The 20,134-nt window shown below is 41.1% G+C and carries 17 protein-coding genes; 9 read left to right on the forward strand and 8 right to left on the reverse strand.

Annotated elements, in window-relative coordinates; translation table 11 throughout:
• Positions 1-312 precede the first annotated feature (312 nt).
• A complete protein-coding gene (locus O9323_RS17380) occupies positions 313-720 on the forward strand; it encodes a hypothetical protein (protein WP_024969066.1) in 408 nt (135 codons plus the stop codon).
• Between the two features lie 12 nt (positions 721-732).
• Here O9323_RS17380 and O9323_RS17385 read toward each other — a convergent pair whose 3' ends face one another.
• The 4 genes from O9323_RS17385 to petC all read right to left on the reverse strand — a co-directional run bounded on the left by O9323_RS17385 (position 733) and on the right by petC (position 5,316).
• Positions 733-2,382 carry an ABC1 kinase family protein gene (locus tag O9323_RS17385; RefSeq protein WP_002754681.1) on the reverse strand — a complete coding sequence of 550 codons (1,650 nt, stop codon included), beginning with the start codon at positions 2,380-2,382 and terminating at the stop codon, positions 733-735.
• 169 nt (positions 2,383-2,551) lie between these two features.
• Positions 2,552-3,613 carry a mannose-1-phosphate guanylyltransferase gene (locus O9323_RS17390; protein WP_149107409.1) on the reverse strand — a complete coding sequence of 354 codons (1,062 nt, stop codon included), beginning with the start codon at positions 3,611-3,613 and terminating at the stop codon, positions 2,552-2,554.
• A gap of 133 nt (positions 3,614-3,746) precedes the next feature.
• Positions 3,747-4,733: a cytochrome f gene (gene petA / locus O9323_RS17395; RefSeq protein WP_002754684.1), complete on the reverse strand. Its 987-nt coding sequence runs from the start codon at positions 4,731-4,733 to the stop codon at positions 3,747-3,749.
• A gap of 43 nt (positions 4,734-4,776) precedes the next feature.
• The gene (gene petC, locus O9323_RS17400) at positions 4,777-5,316 is read right to left on the reverse strand and encodes a cytochrome b6-f complex iron-sulfur subunit (RefSeq protein WP_016515068.1); all 540 of its coding nucleotides are present in this window, start codon (positions 5,314-5,316) and stop codon (positions 4,777-4,779) included.
• Between the two features lie 361 nt (positions 5,317-5,677).
• On the opposite strand from petC, the gene O9323_RS17405 reads away from it, so the two are divergent.
• A complete protein-coding gene (locus O9323_RS17405) occupies positions 5,678-8,986 on the forward strand; it encodes an HsdM family class I SAM-dependent methyltransferase (RefSeq protein ID WP_288125479.1) in 3,309 nt (1,102 codons plus the stop codon).
• Between the two features lie 4 nt (positions 8,987-8,990).
• Positions 8,991-9,701, forward strand: coding sequence for a hypothetical protein (locus O9323_RS17410; protein WP_002736973.1), 711 nt, complete (start codon positions 8,991-8,993; stop codon positions 9,699-9,701).
• On the opposite strand, the gene O9323_RS17415 is transcribed toward O9323_RS17410, so the two are convergent.
• The 4 genes from O9323_RS17415 to polA form a co-directional block, all read right to left on the reverse strand.
• Positions 9,696-9,839: a MerR family transcriptional regulator gene (locus O9323_RS17415; RefSeq protein WP_228009614.1), complete on the reverse strand. Its 144-nt coding sequence runs from the start codon at positions 9,837-9,839 to the stop codon at positions 9,696-9,698. The genes O9323_RS17410 and O9323_RS17415 overlap by 6 nt on opposite strands.
• A gap of 205 nt (positions 9,840-10,044) precedes the next feature.
• Positions 10,045-10,293, reverse strand: a complete 249-nt coding sequence (locus tag O9323_RS17420) for a heavy-metal-associated domain-containing protein (protein ID WP_002759990.1) — start codon at positions 10,291-10,293, stop codon at positions 10,045-10,047.
• A 36-nt stretch (positions 10,294-10,329) separates the two neighbouring features.
• Positions 10,330-10,575, reverse strand: coding sequence for an NDH complex assembly factor CRR9 (locus O9323_RS17425; RefSeq protein WP_002736270.1), 246 nt, complete (start codon positions 10,573-10,575; stop codon positions 10,330-10,332).
• Between the two features lie 4 nt (positions 10,576-10,579).
• Positions 10,580-13,450: a DNA polymerase I gene (gene polA, locus O9323_RS17430; protein WP_149107413.1), complete on the reverse strand. Its 2,871-nt coding sequence runs from the start codon at positions 13,448-13,450 to the stop codon at positions 10,580-10,582.
• A 337-nt stretch (positions 13,451-13,787) separates the two neighbouring features.
• Between polA and O9323_RS17435 the strand changes: the two genes are divergently transcribed.
• From O9323_RS17435 to O9323_RS17460, 6 genes are all read left to right on the forward strand, one after another.
• Positions 13,788-14,024, forward strand: coding sequence for a hypothetical protein (locus O9323_RS17435; RefSeq protein ID WP_002736609.1), 237 nt, complete (start codon positions 13,788-13,790; stop codon positions 14,022-14,024).
• Positions 14,021-14,449: a type II toxin-antitoxin system VapC family toxin gene (locus tag O9323_RS17440; protein ID WP_288125480.1), complete on the forward strand. Its 429-nt coding sequence runs from the start codon at positions 14,021-14,023 to the stop codon at positions 14,447-14,449. Before O9323_RS17435 ends, O9323_RS17440 begins: the two co-directional genes overlap by 4 nt.
• A 176-nt stretch (positions 14,450-14,625) precedes the next feature.
• Entirely contained in the window at positions 14,626-15,552 is a 927-nt protein-coding gene (locus O9323_RS17445) for a UDP-glucuronic acid decarboxylase family protein (protein WP_002746182.1), read from the forward strand.
• A gap of 45 nt (positions 15,553-15,597) precedes the next feature.
• Entirely contained in the window at positions 15,598-16,983 is a 1,386-nt protein-coding gene (locus tag O9323_RS17450; protein ID WP_149107414.1) for a UDP-glucose dehydrogenase family protein, read from the forward strand.
• A gap of 243 nt (positions 16,984-17,226) precedes the next feature.
• A complete protein-coding gene (locus O9323_RS17455) occupies positions 17,227-17,910 on the forward strand; it encodes a Mo-dependent nitrogenase C-terminal domain-containing protein (protein WP_002738062.1) in 684 nt (227 codons plus the stop codon).
• A gap of 128 nt (positions 17,911-18,038) precedes the next feature.
• The gene (locus tag O9323_RS17460) at positions 18,039-19,727 is read left to right on the forward strand and encodes a SulP family inorganic anion transporter (protein WP_002754712.1); all 1,689 of its coding nucleotides are present in this window, start codon (positions 18,039-18,041) and stop codon (positions 19,725-19,727) included.
• The last annotated feature ends 407 nt before the right edge of the window (positions 19,728-20,134 follow it).

Below are 20,134 nucleotides of genomic sequence, written 5' to 3' on the forward strand. Positions count from 1 at the left end.
ATACTTATATGGCAAGCCTTTTCGGGAGTTCATAGATTTTCAACGGTTCTCTAAATTGTGTGATTGGAACCAGAATCGTTACTACAAAAGCCTTCTTACCCTTCTGAGCATTTATACTCATTACATAATTGGGATGCTCCCTGCCGATCCCCCCTGCCCCCCTTGATAAGGGGGGTGACGATAGGCGGGGGGATCCCCCTTAATAAGGGAGGCATCTGATAATTTTTAACGCCTACCTACTTAGCTAATAATTTCTTGCGGCAAATTAGCCTAAAATACGATTAATTGACTAGGATTTTGGGGCGATAGTTTATGGAACGCGGGTTATTGTGGACACCTTTATTAATTCTGTTTATTTGGTTGGCTTGGAGTGGTTGGAATGAATACCAAAAAGTGGAAATCTATCGACAATGGGCGGAAAACTTCGATCGAGCTAAGTATGATATATATTCTGTCTTAGGTCAAAAAGATAAAATTATCACTTGGGGAAAGCCAACTCGTAAGGGAGTGATCAATTTACAAACTTTTTCCCTAGAGGAGGTCAAAGAAATCCGTCTGCTAGTTAATAATCAAGTGGTGGATTTAGATGCTCTTCCCCCGCAGGGTTCCCCTTTTCTAGAATTTATTTTTAAGGAGCGATCGCCTGAAAAAATTCCTTTTACTGAAGTTGAATTGGCCAGTCGGTGGGCGAAATTTTTACAACAACAAATCTTAATTTAATCGCGAGAATTTCTAGCGCAATCTTCCCGATCGCAGGATACCGATAACTAACCATAAACCGATAAAACTAGCTGTAGCAAATAATACGGTACTAATAATAGTTAATTGCCGAGATTGGGTGCTGGCCGTAACAATAGCAGCCCCGATAATTAAGGAACCAATAATCACACTAAAAGCTAGTCGATTGGCGGAATTATCTAAACTGCGACGGAGATTATCTAATTCACGAATTTTCAGATTAACATTTAAAGTTTCTGAGGTTAAACTATCTAGTAAAACTTCGATTTGACGGGGAGATTTCAGGGAAAAAGATTTCAAGTCTAAAACTGTTCTTAGGGCAGTTTGTAGGGGAGTGCTACCGATTAACTGTTGTTCAAGAATATTAGTTAATAGCGGTTTGACTTCTTCTAGGATATTAATATCAGGATTAAATTTTCGGGCAGTTCCTTCTAGATTGGCGAGACTTTTGGCGAATAAACCTAAATTACCCGGGAGTTTAATTCTATTGCGACGGGCAATTTGCAAAAGTTCATAAACCACCTCACTAAAGTTAATTTGATTTAAATTGAGGTTATAATATTTTCGCAACATCCGCTCATAATCTACCTCTAATTGTACTAAAGTAATCGGGACTACTGACTCGGACAGTTTAATAGTTAGTTGACTGCATCTTTTCGCATCTAAGTCAACAATTGCTAATAACAATTCTGTTAAAATTTGTTGAGTTTGCGGGTCTAATCTGCCCACCATACCACAGTCAATTAAAGCTACTCTACCATCGTCAAGATAGAAAATATTACCCGGATGAGGATCGGCATGAAAGAAGCCATCAATATAAATTTGTTGAAAAAATGACCGAAACAAAATTCTAGTTATTTCGCTTTTTCTTTGGGAAATTGCTTGCTCAGTTGGCGGTCTAGAAACATCAGCCTCTAAAATTTGTTTTCCTTCTAACCATTCTAACACTAATAGCTTGGAATTAGTTAAGTGCCAATAAATTTTAGGAATAACTAACTGTTTGGGTTCTGACCACCGACTCTGGGTTAAATTATAGCGTAATTGGTCGGTATAATGACCTTCTTGGGTGAAATCTAATTCCGCATTAACTGCTTTAATAAACTCCTCTGCTAAGTCAACAACGTCATAACTTTGACCAAATTCTGTGAGGGCAACTAAATCAGCAATTCCCTTAATTAAGGCACTATCTTGGGCGACAATTTTTTCGATCCCCGGACGCAAGACTTTAATCGCTACTTCCTCCCCAGATAATAAAGTTGCCCGATGAATTTGCCCGATCGATCCTGCGGCGATCGGTTGGGTATTAATATACTTAAATACCTGTTCGATCGGTTTTGCTAACTGTTCGGTGATGACTATTTCTATATCTGTCCAAGCAACGGGAGGAACTTGCGCTTGTAGGGCAGTTAAAGCCTCGATATAATTAGCGGGTAGCAGATCGGGACGGGTACTAAGTAACTGTCCCAATTTGACATAAAAAGGACCCAATTCCACAAGGATTTTTTTGAGAACTTCTGGGGTGGGAATCTGGGGATTTTCTGTTTTTCCTAGGGTTAAAACCCCGCGCATATAGTCCCAACCGTTGCCGAGAACTATCTCAAGGATTTCTTTTTGTCTTTGACTGGTTTGGGGGAGTGAGAACACGGTATTATCAGTTATCAGTGATCAGTTATCAGTTATCAGTGGGTAAGTTACCAGTGATCAGATTTGAGTTTTAAGTGAGCAGTATTAAATAAAAGTTTCCTACTGTCTTTTCAATGATTACTGTTTACTGATCACTGATTACTGAAAAAGCTGGTAACTAATATCAATCCTATAACAATTTCTCTAATTTGGGATCGGTTTGTAAGTGCTTGAGAACTTGTTTAATATCTTGGGTACGATCTTTGTGGACAACGAGAGTCGCTTTACCGTCGCGAACAATTACCAGATCTTTTAAACCAATAGTAACGATCACTTCTTCCTCATCACTAGCATAGATAATAGAGCCTTCCGTATCCAAACCGACATGATTGGCCAGTTCAATATTTTTGCCCTTTGCTTCTAGTAATCTTTCCAGAGAATTCCAATCTCCCAGATCATCCCAACCGAAATTAGCGGGTAAAACGTAAGCGAGTTGGGTTTTTTCCATCAAAGCATAATCGATACTTTTTTTCTCTAAATCCTCATAGGCAGCGATGCCCCGATCGCTCAGAGGTTGTAAAATATTATTAGCGTGGGTTTTTAGCTCCTCTAAAACCACTTGTCCCTGAAAGATAAACATTCCGCTATTCCAGCTAAAAAGTCCCGTTTCTAGGAATTTTTCAGCCGTGGTGCGATCGGGTTTTTCCGTAAAACGACTCACTTTATAGACGGGTAAACCATTAAATTCGCCTTGATTTTCTCCCTGTTCGATATAACCGTAACCGGTGGAGGGATAATCGGGTTTAATTCCTAAAGTAACGATCGCTTTTTGGCTGACGGCCACTTCTACGGCCGCTTTTAAAGTGTTAATATAAGCCTCTTGATTACCAATATAATGATCGGCAGGAAAAAAACCGATCGCCACTTCCTTACCATAACGTTTTATCACTTCTAAAGTAGCCCAAGTCACAGCCGGGGCTGTATCCTTGCCCACCGGTTCCACTAATAGGTTACTCTCCGGTAAATCGGGCAGTTGTTCGCGGACACCATCAGCGATCGCACTAGCGGTAATTACCCAGAGATTTTCCCAACCTGCCCCTAAAGATAATAGACGATCGGCCGTTGCTTGTAAAAGACTGCGACCACTACCATCAAGACAGAGAAACTGTTTCGGACGCGCTAGACGACTGAGAGGCCAAAAACGTTCCCCTTTACCCCCGGCGAGAATGACTGGAACAAGCGACTGATTCATAAAAAATTGACACTTATCGGTTAAGCTGAACCGATTGTATCAGACGGCAGCGAGGGGTGAGCATTTTCCTGACTCAAAGCTAAAAAGCGGGCAAATAACCCGCTTTCTAGCAAAAATAACCGAAATATTGCGATTAGAAATTCATTTCGGCCGCTTGTACTGTTTCCACTTGTTTTTTCTTAATAACTAAGAGGATTTGGCAGAGCATAATACCACCGAGGAATAAGACTAATCCTTTGATCCGGCCGGGATTTTGTAGGACAACTTCCGTCTCTTTTTGACCAAAACCGCCGACATTGGGGTTACTGGTTAAAAATTGTCCCACTTCGATCGCTTGACCTTCCGAGACGATTAACTCAGGACCTGCGGGAATATTTTCCACCACGGGGCCAGCTTCAGAAGTGATGGTGACTTCATAACCACCGGCTTCGGTTTTGCTGATCTGGCTAATTGTACCTGCGGTAGAAGCTTTGAAAGCGTTATTATTGCTGGGTTCACCGGTGGGGTACACTTGACCGCGACCACGATTGGCCCCTAAATGCACAGCATATTTACCGAAGTGAATACCTTTATTTTGGCTAGGATCGGGGGCCAGGACGGGGAAAACGATTTCTTTGTATTGATCACCGGGTAAGGGGCCGACGATAACCACGTTATCTTGACCTTCTTTGTAGGATTGGAAATAGACTCCACCGAGTTTTTCCTGCATTTCTTCGGGAATGCGATCGGGGGGCGCGATTTTAAAACCATCCGGTAGCATTAAGACTGCACCGACGTTTAAACCCCCCTTCGATCCGTCTCCTAACACCTGTTGACTGGCGGGATCGTAGGGGATTTTTACCACTGCCTCAAAGACGCTATCGGGTAATACCGAGTGGGGGATTTCAATTTCGGCGGGTTTTTGGGCTAAATGGCAGTTCGCGCAGACAATCCGACCTGTTGCTTCTCTGGGGGTTTCCGGGGCGGTTTGTTGCGCCCAAAAAGGATATGCTTGGGCAGATTGGGGGTTAATGACATCGCTGGTTAGGAGTAGGGAAACGGTAGCGATCGCCACGAGGACAGCTTTCACTAGGGCCTGTCTGTGGACTTGCGGGAAGCTTAAAAAGTTGAATGTTCTCATCTCTATAGGTCGAATAATTCCAAATCTCGTCACATTGAATAATCTAGGACCACCAGGGTTCTTCGCCGGTGCGGAAGTCGGTTTCCGTCCAAGTGGAGAAGACGACTTTATCATTATCGGTGACGTTGGCATGGGCGAGGGCTAAGGATAGAGGCGCTGGACCGCGAACTACTTTTCCTTCGGCATTGTACTGGGAACCGTGGCAAGGACACATGAATTTTTCTTCGCTGGCATTCCAAGGCACCACACAACCTAAGTGGGTGCAGACGGCGTTAATTCCGTAGTTGGCCAGGGTTTTGTCCTCTTGGACGACTAGATAGGTGGGGTCGCCTTTTAAGCCTTGAGCTAATGTGCGATCGCCAGCGTTATGGGTGGTCAGAAATTGACTGACAATCACATCATTGCCTAGGGCATCTTTTGCGGTGACACCGCCACCCGTACCACCGGCCGAGGGGGGAATAAAATACTTAACAATCGGATACAAAGCCCCCGCTGCCACTCCGGTAATTGTACCAAAGGTCAACAGGTTCATAAATTGACGACGACCCAAATCGGGAACATCTGTACCGGAAACTTGACTCATTGCTCCTTATCTCCAAATGTAAATTTTTGTAAACTAATTCTCATCTAAGGGCGATTTTGTGCATCTCGATCAAGACGAAAACCCAGAGCTTAAAGAAGGTTTACAAGGGCTTTATTAGATTATTACAGATATTGAGTCACGGACAATTGCCACGGCAAAGCTGCCCCAAATGCGATCGCTGTTTGATCGCTTTCAGTGCTGGAGGCAAATTATTAAAAAATTGACATAATGGCGGCTTGTCTGTTTACTTGACAGTTACGCTTCCTATCAGTCATACTATTAAAAATAGTTCAAAAAAACCAAAGATTAGGTTATGTGACTCTAACCAACACAATCAACTATTACCAGTGATTTACTCAAGATGATGACAGCTAATTCTGCTTATGAATTGTTAGAATATGCTTATGATAAACTCGATTTTAGTCAAGGCGACTTAGTGAGTTCAAAAGTGTCATTGTCAGAAATAACTTTAGAAGAGTGGATAGAAAAAGGAGATTGGTTAGAATTAGCCAAGCAAGTTGAAGCAGAAAAAGTTTTTTTTGTTAATAATAATCCTGTGATTATTTTTGCTAAATGCGATACTCAAGAAGATGAAAAAGTACGGCAAATCTTTAATAAAATATGGTGTATGGCTAGACCAAGTTACCTATTTTTAGCGAAAGAAGGTGAACTAGCTATTTACGATCTAACCAAACCACCTGCTAGAAGTATAGAAGATTGGAAGAAAAATAATAGACCGTTAGAAGTTGCCCAAAACATACTTGAAGTAACTTCAAAACTTTATCAATACAGACGGGAACAAATCGAATCAGGGAAGCTTTTTGAGGATGAGCGTTTTGAAACATCTAATCAACGTGCTGATCAATCACTGATCAAAGATTTAAAAACAGTTCGTTTAGCCTTAATTAGTGGAGGATTAAGCGAAAATAAACGTAAATATGCTCATGCTTTAATTGGTAGATCAATTTTTATTTGCTATTTGGAAGATAGAGGAATTTTAACTCAAGAGTATTTTGAAGCAATAGCACAAAACAATGCAACATGGAAAGCCTTACTTAATGCTCCTGATGATCAGTTAAATATGGAAACTGAAGCTAAACAACATTATATCAAAATATTAAGTGATAAAAGTTTTACCTATGCTTTATTTAATAAGTTGAGTCAAGATTTTAACGGAGATATGTTCCCTTCTGATGAACAAGAAGCGGAATCTGTTGAGCAACGGCATTTATCTCTCTTACAAGAATTTTTACAGGGAAATATTGATCCACAAAAAAAATTATTTTTCTGGGCCTATAAATTTGATATAATTCCTATTTCTTTAATTAGTAGTATTTATGAAGAATTTTATCATGAGTCAAATACAGAAAATATTGATAATGGGACGCATTATACACCGAGTTCATTAGTGGAATTTGTCTTGTCTAAAGTTTTAACGTCAGATTGTTTGACAACTCATCCCCGTATTCTTGATCCTTGTTGTGGTTCAGGAATCTTTTTAGTGGAAGCATTTCGGAGAATTGTGAGACATCGAGTCTATCAAAATCAGGGACAGCGATTAAGTTGGCAAGAGTTAAGAGAAATCTTAAAAAATCAGATAGCTGGCATAGAAATTAATTCAGAAGCTATCAGAATTACTGCATTTAGTCTATATCTTGCTTTATTAAATTATCAAGAGCCTCGAAACATTTTATCACAAATTAAACGAGGTAAAAAATTACCATTTTTAATTTATCAAGCGAATGGGTTATCTGAGGATAATCACTTTAATAATTTAGTCTGCGATAATGCTTTTCAAGAATTTTCTAACTCAGAGGATTTGATATTATCTAGAAATTTTAGTAGTCAATGTGCTGATGTTGTTGTCGGTAATCCTCCTTGGGGATCTCCTAAAACGAAGGATAAAAAAGGCACAAAAGACTTAAATATCGCTTTACAATGGTGTCAAGAACGTGATTATCCAGTCGGAGATAAAGAACGTTCTCAAGCGTTTATCTGGAGAGTATTTGATTTTTTAAAAGATAATGGATGGTCAGCATTAGTGGTATCAACAGGTATTTTATTTAAGACCCATGATAAAAGCAAAGAATTTAGACAAAAATGGTTAAACAGTGTCTTATTAAAAGAAGTTGTCAATTTTGCTCATGTTCGTGATATTTTCTTTAAATCTGGTAATAAAAACCAATCTAGTGCCTCAATTTCTCCTTTTGCTTCAATTATTTTTCAGAAAGTCAATCAGACAGAGTTAACCTTAAAAGATCAAGTTGTCACTTATTGGTCTGCTAAAAAAACAGCTATGATTAAAAATGTGCAAGCTGTTATTTTGAGTGTTATGGATCGTCGTGGTATCAGACAAAGTGAACTATTTTATAATGATTCTTTATGGAAAATTTATTATTGGGGAAATCATCAAGATGCTGGTTTAATTCAAGGTATAACTTTAGCTCCAGCATTAAAAGAATTACATGATCCTAACAATAGTGGTCAAGGGTTTACAACTGGAAGTGCTTATTCAGCACCACAATGGCTATCTGAATATCAAAATCTACCGATTCCCAAATTTCAACGTTATTCTTCTATTCAAAAAGACTGGTTTACATCATCTCCCAAAAAAGTGCATCGTATAGCGAATGAATCTTTATTCTATGGTGAAAGATTATTGATTAAACATGGCATTAGTCAAGCATCTAGAAAAAAAGGAGAAATTATTGCTCGATTAGAATCAGAAAACTTCAGTTTTACAAATTCAGTAAATTGTATCAAGTTACATGATGCTGAAGAATGGAAATATAAAATTATATTAGGAACTTTATGGTCTTCATTATCTCGTTATTACTTTTTTCTGACTTCTAGCAAATGGGGAATATGGCATGATGGAATTTATAAGGATGAATATTTAAGTTTGCCGATTATTTTTCCAAAGGATCAAGGTATTCGGGAAAAAGTTATCGATATTGTTGAGCAATTACAGAATTGTAATCCTATAAAGTATAGTATTGAACATCCTGAAGAAAAAACTCCAGAAAAAATAGAAGCACAACTCACTGAATTAGAATATCAATTAGATGAGGCAATATTTGATGTCTATGATCTCACCATTGCTGAACGGGATCTCATTCGTGATATGTGTGATGTTGGGATAGAGTTTTACTATAATCATATCAACAGTAAAGCAGTAAAACCTGTTGAAAGCTATCCTCAACAAAATCAAGGACTTCTCAACGATATTAATAAAAACCGTCAAACTCAAAAAGGATTAGAAGGTTATTTACAAGCCTTTTTAGATATTTGGAATCGAGAATTAGAACCTGATGGTGAATTCAGTTGGCAGATTATTCGTCCTCAATTTCAGGGGTTAGAAAATCCTATGTTAGCCGTTATTTTCTCTACACAAGAGTATGGAGAAAAACCTCAACCTGTCTCCCAATCAGATCAAAAACAATGGATAGGAATTATTGCTCAATTAGCAAGACAAGAAAACGGTTTATTAGTTCCCTATAATAGCCATCAAATTTATCTTGATGGTTTAGTTCGTTCGGTTTCTGATACAGAAATCATTATTATTAAGCGTAATGAACGAAGATTCTGGACTCGTAGCATGGCGCGTGAGGATGCGGAGGCAACAATGCTTCAAATTATTAACTTACAAGAATCTCAAGAAAGGATCTAAACTTATGACAAAACCAAGTTTATTAAAAAAAGATATATGGGGTAATCATGAAAAGAGAGTTTTAGCTATTTTTAGGCTTGCTTTAGAAATGCTTCAAAAGAACCAAGAATTACCCCAAAGTGAAGATGAACTTAATCGAAAACTATGCTTTTTTGTCCGTTATGCCAACCAACAATTAACTATTTCTAATCAAGGAATAGAATGGCCTTGTATGTGTGAAGCCAATAATCAACCTGATGCTGATGATAGCATTGGAGCTAAACGAGAATATAAACGACCTGATTTTCAATGGGGAATCTGTGATACTAACGAAACAAATCCTGAAAGAATGGATAAATTTTACACTTTAGAGGCTAAAAGACTCGGTTCTCCATCAAGTTCCCAATGGATACTTAACAAAAATTATATTCTAAATGGGATTAACAGATTTATATTAGTTGAATGGGGTTATGGAAAATCCGTCAGTTCGGGAGCAATGATTGGTTATATTCAAAATATGGAATTAAGAGAAATTTTAAATGAAGTTAATAAGCATTGTTCACAACTAACCATTATAGAGTTAACTTTATCGCTGGAAGGATGGCAAAATGATGTGAGTCGTCTTGACCATCAACTAGAACGTCCTGATGTGCCACCTAGTCCATTTAATTTAAGACATCTATGGGTAGATTTACGAAGTAAAAAAACTGATAACAATGACGATACCTCATCATAAAAATTTATTCAAATTCTCCATTAAACGCTCATGAATCTCATCACCCCAAAACCGAACTAAGGAGAAACCTAGGCGATTGACCCTTAAAAACGCATCCTCAGCATCATAAACTGCTAATTCTAACTGATTCGGATTCATTAAAATCATCAATCTCCCTTTTAAGTCAACTCTTAGAAATTGCTAAAATAGGAGTAGAAAAAGCGATAGAAACCGATGAAGAAACGGCAACCGCTTGGATAAACCAACAACTAGAAAGCTTGGGAGTCAAACTAATCTGAGCAACACAAAAATAGAACTACCCTGGATTTTTACCAGAGAGGTTTATTTTTAACGGGGGAGAATGTCAACCCTCACTGCTAGACTCAACAGTATGGCCGACTTCGCTGATCCATTGGGCAATTTCTGCGGGGGATGCGGTGGTTTCTACGGTGACGATTTTATTGGCTACATCCACCGATATTTGGGCTGCTGGTTGCTGATTATTAATCGCTTTAGTAATGGTATTAGCGCAACCTTCACAGGCAATACTAGGCACTTTTAGGGTAATTGTCATTGTTGTAACTCCAGTAACTTTATAGCTAAAAACTAGCATAAATTGTCAGGGGTAGCTGATTTTTTAAGAGTTTATTTACCATTTCAGCACTGCCGCTTCGATCCCCTGTTCCCGACGCAGTTTACTATCTTTTTCTAGCCATTGAATGACCTGTTTATGGGTTAGCTCTTCTAGGGTTACTCCCGTATCCTCGGCGATTATTTTTAATAAGCGTAGGGAAGAAATCGTTAAACGAGTCAGGAATTTTTCTGGAGAAGTTAAGAGGGCAGCGTCCACATCTGCCGATTCTTCTGGGGTTAAAAATTGTCTGTTTTCGATCATAGTTTTATTTGGTTTCCATCCAATTGTCACCAGCTTTAATTTCTACTAAGAGAGGGATCGTCAAGGAGACAGCTTCTTCCATAGTCGTCTTGATTTTTGACTGTAGGGATGGCCATTCTTCCCTCGGTACTTCCAAGACTAATTCATCATGGACTTGCAGCAGTAATCTCGCTCGATAATTTTGCAGTACCTCGGCCAATTTTACCATCGCTACTTTAATAATATCAGCACTGGAACCCTGAATGGGCGCATTAGCGGCCGATCTTAATAATTGTGCTTCCTCGTTGTTGAGTTTGAGGCTATCTAAATCGATGTCATGTAAGGACAGTCCTCGCAGTCTTTTTAAGAGGGGATTATCGAAGTTAAAATAACGTCTTCTGCCCAAAATTGTTTCCACATATCCCTGAGCGATCGCTTGTTTTTTGCTATTCTCTAAATACTCAAATACTTGGGCATAACGTTGATGATATTTTTCAATAAATTTTCTGCCCTGTTCTACGGTTAATTTCGATTCACGGGCGAATTTTTGCGCTCCCATGCCATAAATAACTCCGAAGTTAATTGTTTTTCCTAAACTGCGTTCTTCTGGGGTAATTTCCCCTTTATCAAAGAGCAATTGAGCGGTGACTTTATGAACATCTTGATTACTACGATAAGCTTCTAATAAAACTGGTTCTTGACTGAGATGAGCCAGAATTCTTAACTCGATTTGTGAGTAGTCCGCTGATACTAATAAGTAACCATCTTCGGGAATAAAAGCTTGACGAATTCGTCTGGAAAATTCACTGCGAATGGGGATATTTTGTAGGTTAGGATTGGAGGATGATAAGCGTCCGGTGCTGGTGATGGTTTGATTAAAATCTGTATGCACTCTTGCGGTTTTTGGTTCGGCTAATTTCGGTAAAGCATCCACATAGGTGGATTTTAATTTGGATAAGGTGCGATGTTCAAGGATATAATCAACTAAGGGATGATCTCCTTGTAGTTTCTCTAAAACACTTTGATCGGTGGAGTAACCTGTTTTAGTTTTTCTGGATTTTTTGCGGTTGAGTGCTAATCGATCGAAGAGGATTTCACTTAACTGTTTAGGAGAGCTAAGATTAAAAGTTTCTCCGATAGATTCGTAGGCATTTTTTTCTATGTCTGCCAAGTCTCTTTCTAGTTGCTGGGAAAAGTTTTTTAGATAGTTAATATTAATTTTTATACCATAATTTTCCATCTGCCACAGCACCATGACTAAGGGAGATTCTACCTCTGAGAATAATTGATATAAAGAGGGAATTTTAGTTAATTCTGCCTGTAATTTTTCTCGAAGTAAATAGGTAGCGTAGGCATCTAATCCGCAGTAGTTAGCAGTGGTGGTAATATCTAAATCAGCGATAGTTTTTCCCGTAGGAATACCGAGACTTTTATAACTAAGGGAAGTGATACCGTCTAAATAGCGATTGCATAAATCTTCGAGATTATGAGTTAGTTCGGGATGGAGGACATAACTAGCCACCATAGTATCAAAAACTAGACCTTTAACGGTAATTCCTTGATGATAAAAAACATCAATATCAAATTTCGCATTCTGGAAGACTTTCGGATAATTATCACCCGCTAAAATTGGGCGTAATTTTTCGATAACTATCTCTAGATTTAAATTATCACCGCTCTGGTGGCCGATGGGAATATAGGCCATAGAATTTAATTCTTTTCCCCAACAGCAACCGATCCCGACTAATTTGGCTACACGAGGATTTAAATCCGTGGTTTCGGTGTCCCAAGCGACGGGAAAATGTGGATTAGTAAAAGTTGTTAATTTGGCCAGTAAAGCATCTAACTTAGGAATAGTATCAATAATGTCGGGAGCAATTAGAACCGGTGGAGAAATAGGGGGTAAATCAAACAGAGACAATTGATTAGAATCAGCATCGCTAGTTAATTCTAGGGTAGGAGTGCCACCTAGATGCTGTTGAATTTGATCGAGTTTCTGGAGAATTTTCTTTAACTCTAATTTTTCCAATAAAGGTTTAACTAAACGCCGATCAAAACCTCGGAGACGAAATTTATCCTCTTCGAGACTAACGGGGGCATCAAGGGCAATTTTGGCTAAATAGCGAGAACTTTCGGCGGCGGGTTTTCCCTCTAATAATTTAGTTTTTACCATTCCCTTAATCGATTCCAGATTGGTATATATATCGTCTAAGTTATCGTATTTTTTTAATAAATCTATCGCTGTTTTTTCGCCAATTCCGCGCACCCCGGGGATATTATCAGACTTGTCACCGCAAAGAGCTTTAAAATCTACTACCTGTTTTGGTGTCACCCCTAACTTTTCCGTGACAGCTTGGGAATTAAATTCTGTATAACCCTGTCCCGATGTACTTTTGACTGCATTAATATCCAGATAGAGAACCGTGGTTTTTTTCTCCTCATCTACCAATTGGAATAAATCTCGATCGCCTGTTAAAATCTTGACCGTATAACCATTATCGCCGGCTTGTTTTGCCAAAGTTCCTAAAACATCATCTGCTTCGTAACCCGGGGAAGTAACAATAGGAATATTCATCGCTGCCAAGAGACTTTGCAGATTAGTTAAATCGGGGCGAAATTCTTCGGGAGTTTCTTGCCGATTAGCCTTATAATTGACATCAGCTTCGTGGCGAAAAGAAGGAGCTGCTAAATCAAAAGCGACCGCTAAATAAGCAGGTTTTTGAGTTTCTAGTAACTGCAGCAGAGAATTTAAAAACCCAAAGCAAACACTGGTGGGAATGCCAGTAGAAGTACGCAGAGGACCAGAACGAGACTTAGCAAAGGCATAATAGGCACGAAAAGCCAAAGAATGCCCATCAATCAGGATAAATAGCTTATTTTGCTCGGCACTGATCATAATCTAGCCTCTTTAGTCCTATCAAAATAATACTAAATAGTGTATAAAATTTACATCCCCTATTTTGCCCGAATTTGGCCAAATTTGACAAGGGAGTTTCTTCTGTATTAGAGTATAACAGATGCTGGCCTTGTTCTAACCTTAAATCTTTCTATCTCTTTACAGGCGGCGGATGCCTCTGCTACCAATTGCATCAATGTCATTTACAGGCATCCTGTTTGTACCACTAGGGAACTATCAGAAAAATGCGGATTACTGTAGGTTCTGTTTTAAAGCTGTTAGCGAAGGGAATTATGCTACACTAGCATCAATATCTAGTCAAAAAGGCTTGTAATTTATGACTCCTCATCTTTCTCTTAGCCAGATTATAGAATCTATCGATCAACTTTCTTTAGAAGAACAAAACCAATTATTTGAAAAATTAGCGCAGAAAAAACAACAACAAGAGCATCCACTGCTCAATATACCAGCTACACTAACCTATAATCCCCTCTTAGATGAAGTCATAGAGAGTATAGAAACCTATCGTCAAAAAGTTGACCAAGAAGACAGTCAACAAGTTGAAACACCGTGACTCAATATATATTAGATACCGATCATATAACCCTACTGCAAAAACTACATCCGAACTTAGTTCGGAGAGTAGCGTCTATCGATCCTGATGATATTGCTATAACAATTATTACTTTAGAAGAACAAGTAAGAGGATGGTTCAGCGTGATCAAAAAATACTCTCAAAGCAATCAATATGAAAAGTTAATCAAAGGGTATCAAGGTTTGAGAGATGTAGTTAATTATCTGAGCAAATTTAAAATTGTTAACTATACTTTAGAAGCTCATTATCATTTCAGAGAATTACGGGAGCAAAAAATTCCTATAGGAACACAAGATTTAAGAATTGCAGCGATTAGTTTATCAGAAAACAGTATTTTAGTAACACGCAATTATCGTGATTTCTCTCAAATCCCTAATTTACGCCTACAAGATTGGACGATATAGAACTCTGTAGGGATGACTACGAAAATTGTTACATTTTTTAAGGATTACCCACCCATTATTCAGCCATTAGCCTGGCATCGGCGATCGCTGATAACACCCCGTCAAAAAAAATATTTGCCAAAAAGCCAGCGTAAGGGTATTTTAAGAATAATTTTATATGTTTACTTGTCAATTACATGAGAATCCTAGTTACGGGTGGTGCGGGTTTTATCGGTTCCCATCTAATCGATCGCTTGATGGAACAGGGTCATGAAGTGATCTGTCTGGATAACTTCTACACGGGGGTGCGCCGAAACATCGTTAAATGGCTAGGAAATCCTTATTTTGAGCTAATTCGTCACGATATCACCGAGCCGATCCGTTTAGAGGTGGATCAGATCTATCACCTGGCCTGTCCTGCTTCCCCAATTCACTATCAATATAACCCAGTAAAAACGATTAAAACCAATGTTTTAGGGACTCTGTATATGCTGGGCCTAGCTAAAAGGGTAAAAGCGCGATTTTTGCTCGCTTCTACCTCAGAAGTCTATGGCGATCCCGATGTGCATCCCCAAACGGAAGAATATCGAGGTAATGTCAACTGCATTGGACCGCGTTCCTGTTATGACGAGGGTAAACGGGTGGCGGAAACCCTGGCTTTTGAGTATTATCGGGAGCATAAAGTCGATATCCGGGTGGCCCGGATTTTCAACACCTACGGCCCGCGAATGCTAGAAAACGATGGTCGAGTGGTGAGTAATTTCGTCGTGCAAGCTTTGCGCGGTCAACCCCTGACGGTTTATGGTCAAGGTTCCCAAACCCGCAGTTTTTGCTATGTTTCTGACCTAGTGGAAGGGTTAATGCGTTTGATGAATGGGGACTTTATCGGGCCGGTTAATCTCGGCAATCCCGACGAATACACAATTCTGGAATTAGCACAAGTGATCCAAGGCATGATTAATCCCGAGGCCGAATTAGTCTATAAACCACTACCGGAAGATGATCCCAAGCAACGACAACCGGATATCACTCGTGCTAAAACCTATTTGGATTGGAGTCCCACTATTCCTCTAAGTCAGGGTTTAAAAATGACGATCGAGGATTTCCGTTCTCGTCTCAGCTAATCCCTAATCAATAAAATTAACTTAATTGTCACTGGAGTAATTATCATGCGTGTTTGTGTTATCGGAACGGGTTATGTGGGTTTAGTCACTGGGGTTTGTCTAGCACATATCGGCCATCATGTCATCTGTATTGACAACAATGAAGAAAAAGTCAAATTAATGAAATCGGGACAATCCCCCATCTATGAACCGGTGTTGTCGGAATTAATGCAGTCTTCGGCAGCCTCCGGCAATCTGGAATTCTCCACAGACCTAGAAGCGGGGGTTAAACACGGCGAAATCCTCTTTATCGCTGTTGGTACACCAGCACTACCCACGGGGGAAAGTGACACCCGTTATGTGGAAGCAGTGGCCCGGGGTATTGGGGCCCATCTCAACGGTGGTTATAAAGTAATCGTCAATAAATCTACCGTTCCCATCGGTTCTGGGGATTGGGTACGGATGATCGTCCTCGATGGTGTGGCCGAGAGACAAAAAAATCTCGTGGCCGCTGGTGGCGGTATTAGTACACTAGAACGCATCGAAGCGGATTTCGATGTGGTCAGCAATCCCGAATTTTTACGCGAAGGTTCGGCGGTTTATGATACTTTTAACCCCGATCGCATTGTTTTAGGCAGTAATAACCCGAAAGCCATTGAAATGATGAAGGAATTGTACGCGCCTTTGGTTGAACGCCAATTCGCGGACGATCCCTCCTTGCCTCCCGTTCCCGTGGTGGTTACGGATCTCAGTTCGGCGGAAATGATTAAATACGCCGCTAATGCCTTCCTAGCCACCAAAATCAGCTTTATTAACGAAGTAGCTAACATCTGCGATCGCGTGGGAGCCGATGTCACCCAAGTGGCTAAAGGTATCGGTTTAGATTCCCGTATCGGCAGCAAGTTTCTCTCGGCCGGAATCGGTTGGGGGGGTTCCTGTTTCCCTAAAGATGTGTCAGCTTTGGTGCATACCGCAGAAGACTACGGTTACGAAACAGAATTACTTAACGCCGCTATCAATGTTAACAAACGTCAACGGACAATTGCGATCGAAAAACTGCAACAGGAATTAAAAATCCTCAAGGGTAAAACCGTCGGTTTGTTAGGATTAACTTTTAAACCCGATACCGATGATATGCGCGATGCTCCGGCTTTAACCATGATCGAACAGTTAAATCGTTTAGGTGCTAAGGTAAAAGCCTATGATCCGATCGTTTCCCAAAGTGGTTTAAGTCACGGTTTAAGCGGTGTGATTATCGAATCGGATCCAGAAAGATTGGCCGATGGTTGTGACGCTTTGGTGGTGGTGACGGAATGGCAAGAATTCCTCCGTCTCGACTACGGCAAAATGGTTAAAACCATGCGCGAACCCGTGTTAATTGATGGTCGCAATTTCCTCGATCCTGCGGTGGTGACAGCAGCTGGTTTCCGTTACCTCGGTATTGGACGTTAATCCTAGGAATCCGCCTTTTCAGTAGGACTGACGCGGTTGGGGAAGGTACAAGAAGCAGCACCACTTACCCCTGCTCCTAGGGGCGAAAATTGCCCGATTATGCTGGCTGAAAAACGAAAAATTCCGATCTGACCATGGGGTTATTGGCTATAGTTAAATGATATGAACAGGAGCCACTAGAATCCAGAGGCGATGGGTAGAATTAAATTGAGAAACTAGAATCAGTTTTAGCAATACATACCTATGGTTAGCTCTGTTCAATACCGCTACACTAACGAACAAGTTAGGGACTGGTTACGGGGATTACTGACAATTGCCTGGTCTGATGGGGATTATAGCACCAGCGAGCAGGAATCGATCGCCCGTTTCGCTCACGAATTAGAATTAGATGACGACCACGTTCTCTATCAATCGATTAGTCCCGAAGAATTGGCCGCAAGTTTCGGTCATGACCCCAAAATATCAGAAAACTTCCTCCGCACGGCGGTTATGGTAGCGATCGCCGATGGCGTTTATTCCCCCGCAGAAGCGCAATTACTGCGTAGTTATCGGGATGCTTTCGGGTTAGAAATCGAGGCCTTGTCAGCTTTAGAACATACTATCTGTGAAATTCCCGAAATTACCACAGAAGCGAATAAATCCGAGTTTATCAGTGCCGAACATCCCCACCCAGATCTGCTGCATCCCCTCAAAGACTGGTTAGATGGGGTGGAAATGCACGATCCGCGCTTGGCCCGGTTTATCTGCAAAATGGTGCCGCCTCAATGTCCTTTTGAACGCGATATCGTGCTGTTTGGCCATAAATTAGTCCATATTCCGCCTCTGTGCAAGTTAAATCCTCTCTACGAGCAATTAGTCGGGTTACGTTTCCGCGCTCTATCATACTTAGCCGATGATTGTCAAGAGGATATTTCCGAGTATATTTAGCCAGTTTAACTAAAATTACGGCTAAAATGGTATAAATATCCTGCTGACAGAAAACATCTCAGCCTCAAGGCTTTTTCTAGCCAATTCTTCCGTTAAAATTAGGTTAAGTCGCCGTTCAGAGAGAAACTATGAGTAAAAACTCCCGACGAGTCGATTTTTCTGATTTACCCGGGCCAAAAAACCTGCGCTCCTATCAATGGCAGTGGCTGGGCCGAGATCTACTCGCCGGTGTCACCGTGGCAGCCTACGCTATTCCCCAGTGTATGGCTTACGGCGACCTGGCCGGGGTCGATCCCGTGGTGGGATTGTGGACTCTCGTGCCAGCCGCCCTAGTTTACGCCCTTTTCGGCTCCTCACCGCAACTATCCCTCGGACCAGAATCGACCACGGCAGTGATGACGGCGGCAGCGATCGCACCTCTGGTGAGCCTTCAAGGAGAAAATTACGGCAGTTTAGCGGCTTTTTTAGCCCTAATGGTCGGTTTAATCTGTTTTGTCGCTTATATCGCCCGCTTGGGATTTCTAGCTAATTTACTCTCCAAACCGATCCTAATCGGTTATATGGCGGGAGTGGCGGTGATCATGATTGCGGGACAACTGGGTAAAATTAGTGGTTTGTCAATCCGTGAAAATACGGTTTTTAAAGAAATTTTCGCTTTTTTCTGGGGAATAAACCAATGGCACTGGCCAACCCTTAGCCTCGCTCTATTGCTGTTACTATTTCTATTTGTCATCCAGAAATATTTTCCCAAAGCACCGGGTCCCTTGCTGGCGGTTTTACTGGGAACCCTCGCCGTCGCCACCCTCCATCTCGATCAAGAGGGGGTGGCAGTAGTGGGGAAAATTAGCAAGACTTTGCCTAATTTTGGCTTACCAACCCTAGATTTTTCCCAATTACTACCCCTAGTAACCGCGGCCGTCGGCATTGCCCTGGTCGGCTATTCCGATAACGTCTTGACCGCCAGAGCCTTCGCCGCACGTCATAACCAAGAAATCGATGCCAATCAAGAATTTTTAGCCCTAGGACTGGGGAATCTGGCGGCGGGTTTTTGTCAGGGATTTCCCATCAGCAGCAGCGCCAGTCGCACCGCAGTGGGCGACTCCGTGGGCAGTAAAAGTCAACTTTACTCCCTGGTGGTGGCAGTGGTGGTGGTGGCGGTCATTTTCCTGCTCGGTCCAGTACTGGCACTCTTTCCCAAGGCTGCCTTGGGTGCGCTGGTGATTTATGCAGCCTGTAAACTGCTGGATATCGCCGGCGCTAAACGACTAAAAAGCTTTCGCAATAGTGAGTTTAATCTCGCTGTCCTGACCATGGTGGGGGTGCTAACCACGGGGATTTTAAGCGGGGTTGCCATCGCCATCGGTCTCTCGGTTATCGATTTATTGGCCCGCATTACTCGGCCTGATGATGCGGTCTTGGGTACGGTTCCGGGGGTGATGGGTTTACACGCACTCCAGGATTGGCCAGAAGCGCAAACAATACCAGGGTTGGTTATCTATCGTTACGATGCCCCCTTATTTTTTGCTAATGCGGCCGACTTTAAACGTCGCGCTCTCAGTGCCATTGCCCGGGAGACGAAACCGGTAGAATGGTTTGTCTTGAATACGGAGGCCCTTGGGGAATTGGATAGTACAGCAGTGGAGATTCTTGAGGAATTAGCAGCAGAATTATCAAGACAGGGTATAGTTTTCGCCCTCGCTAGGGTTAAACACGATCTGTACTTAGAATTGCAACGTTCCCGCTTGTTAGATAAAATTAGCCAAGAGAGGATTTACTATACTTTGCCGGCGGCGATCGAAGCTTTTAAAAATCGTTAACTGATAGTTAGGGGTCGAGAAGGTCATCACCCCCATCCCCTCCCATAAAGAACCTACCCGTGCATAGTTTTCGGACTTTATTGAAATTAGCTGATAGAGTTGTCTAAGTTGGGCTTCCGTCGGTTGCATTTAGTCATTATCGGCTTAATTTTAGATTATTGTTCATTTTTAGCATCATTAACTGAAAGTCACTTCCCTAACCTATTTAGGGTTTGCTGAATAAAGGTGAAATGTAGGCAAGGTAAGGGTTTTGTGGCTTTTCTCGCGAAACAGGTGCAAGATTTTGAGAGAATCGTGCTTCAAAACCTTGCGTCTTCATCGGCCCGCGTCCTGTAGGGGCGAAGCATTCGGATAAAAAATCTACGGTTTCACCGATAGGTTATTGCCCGAATGCTTCGCCCGTACTT

Origin of the sequence: Microcystis sp. LE19-131.1A (assembly GCF_027532015.1) — a bacterium.
GTDB classification, from domain to species: Bacteria; Cyanobacteriota; Cyanobacteriia; order Cyanobacteriales; family Microcystaceae; genus Microcystis; species Microcystis ichthyoblabe_A.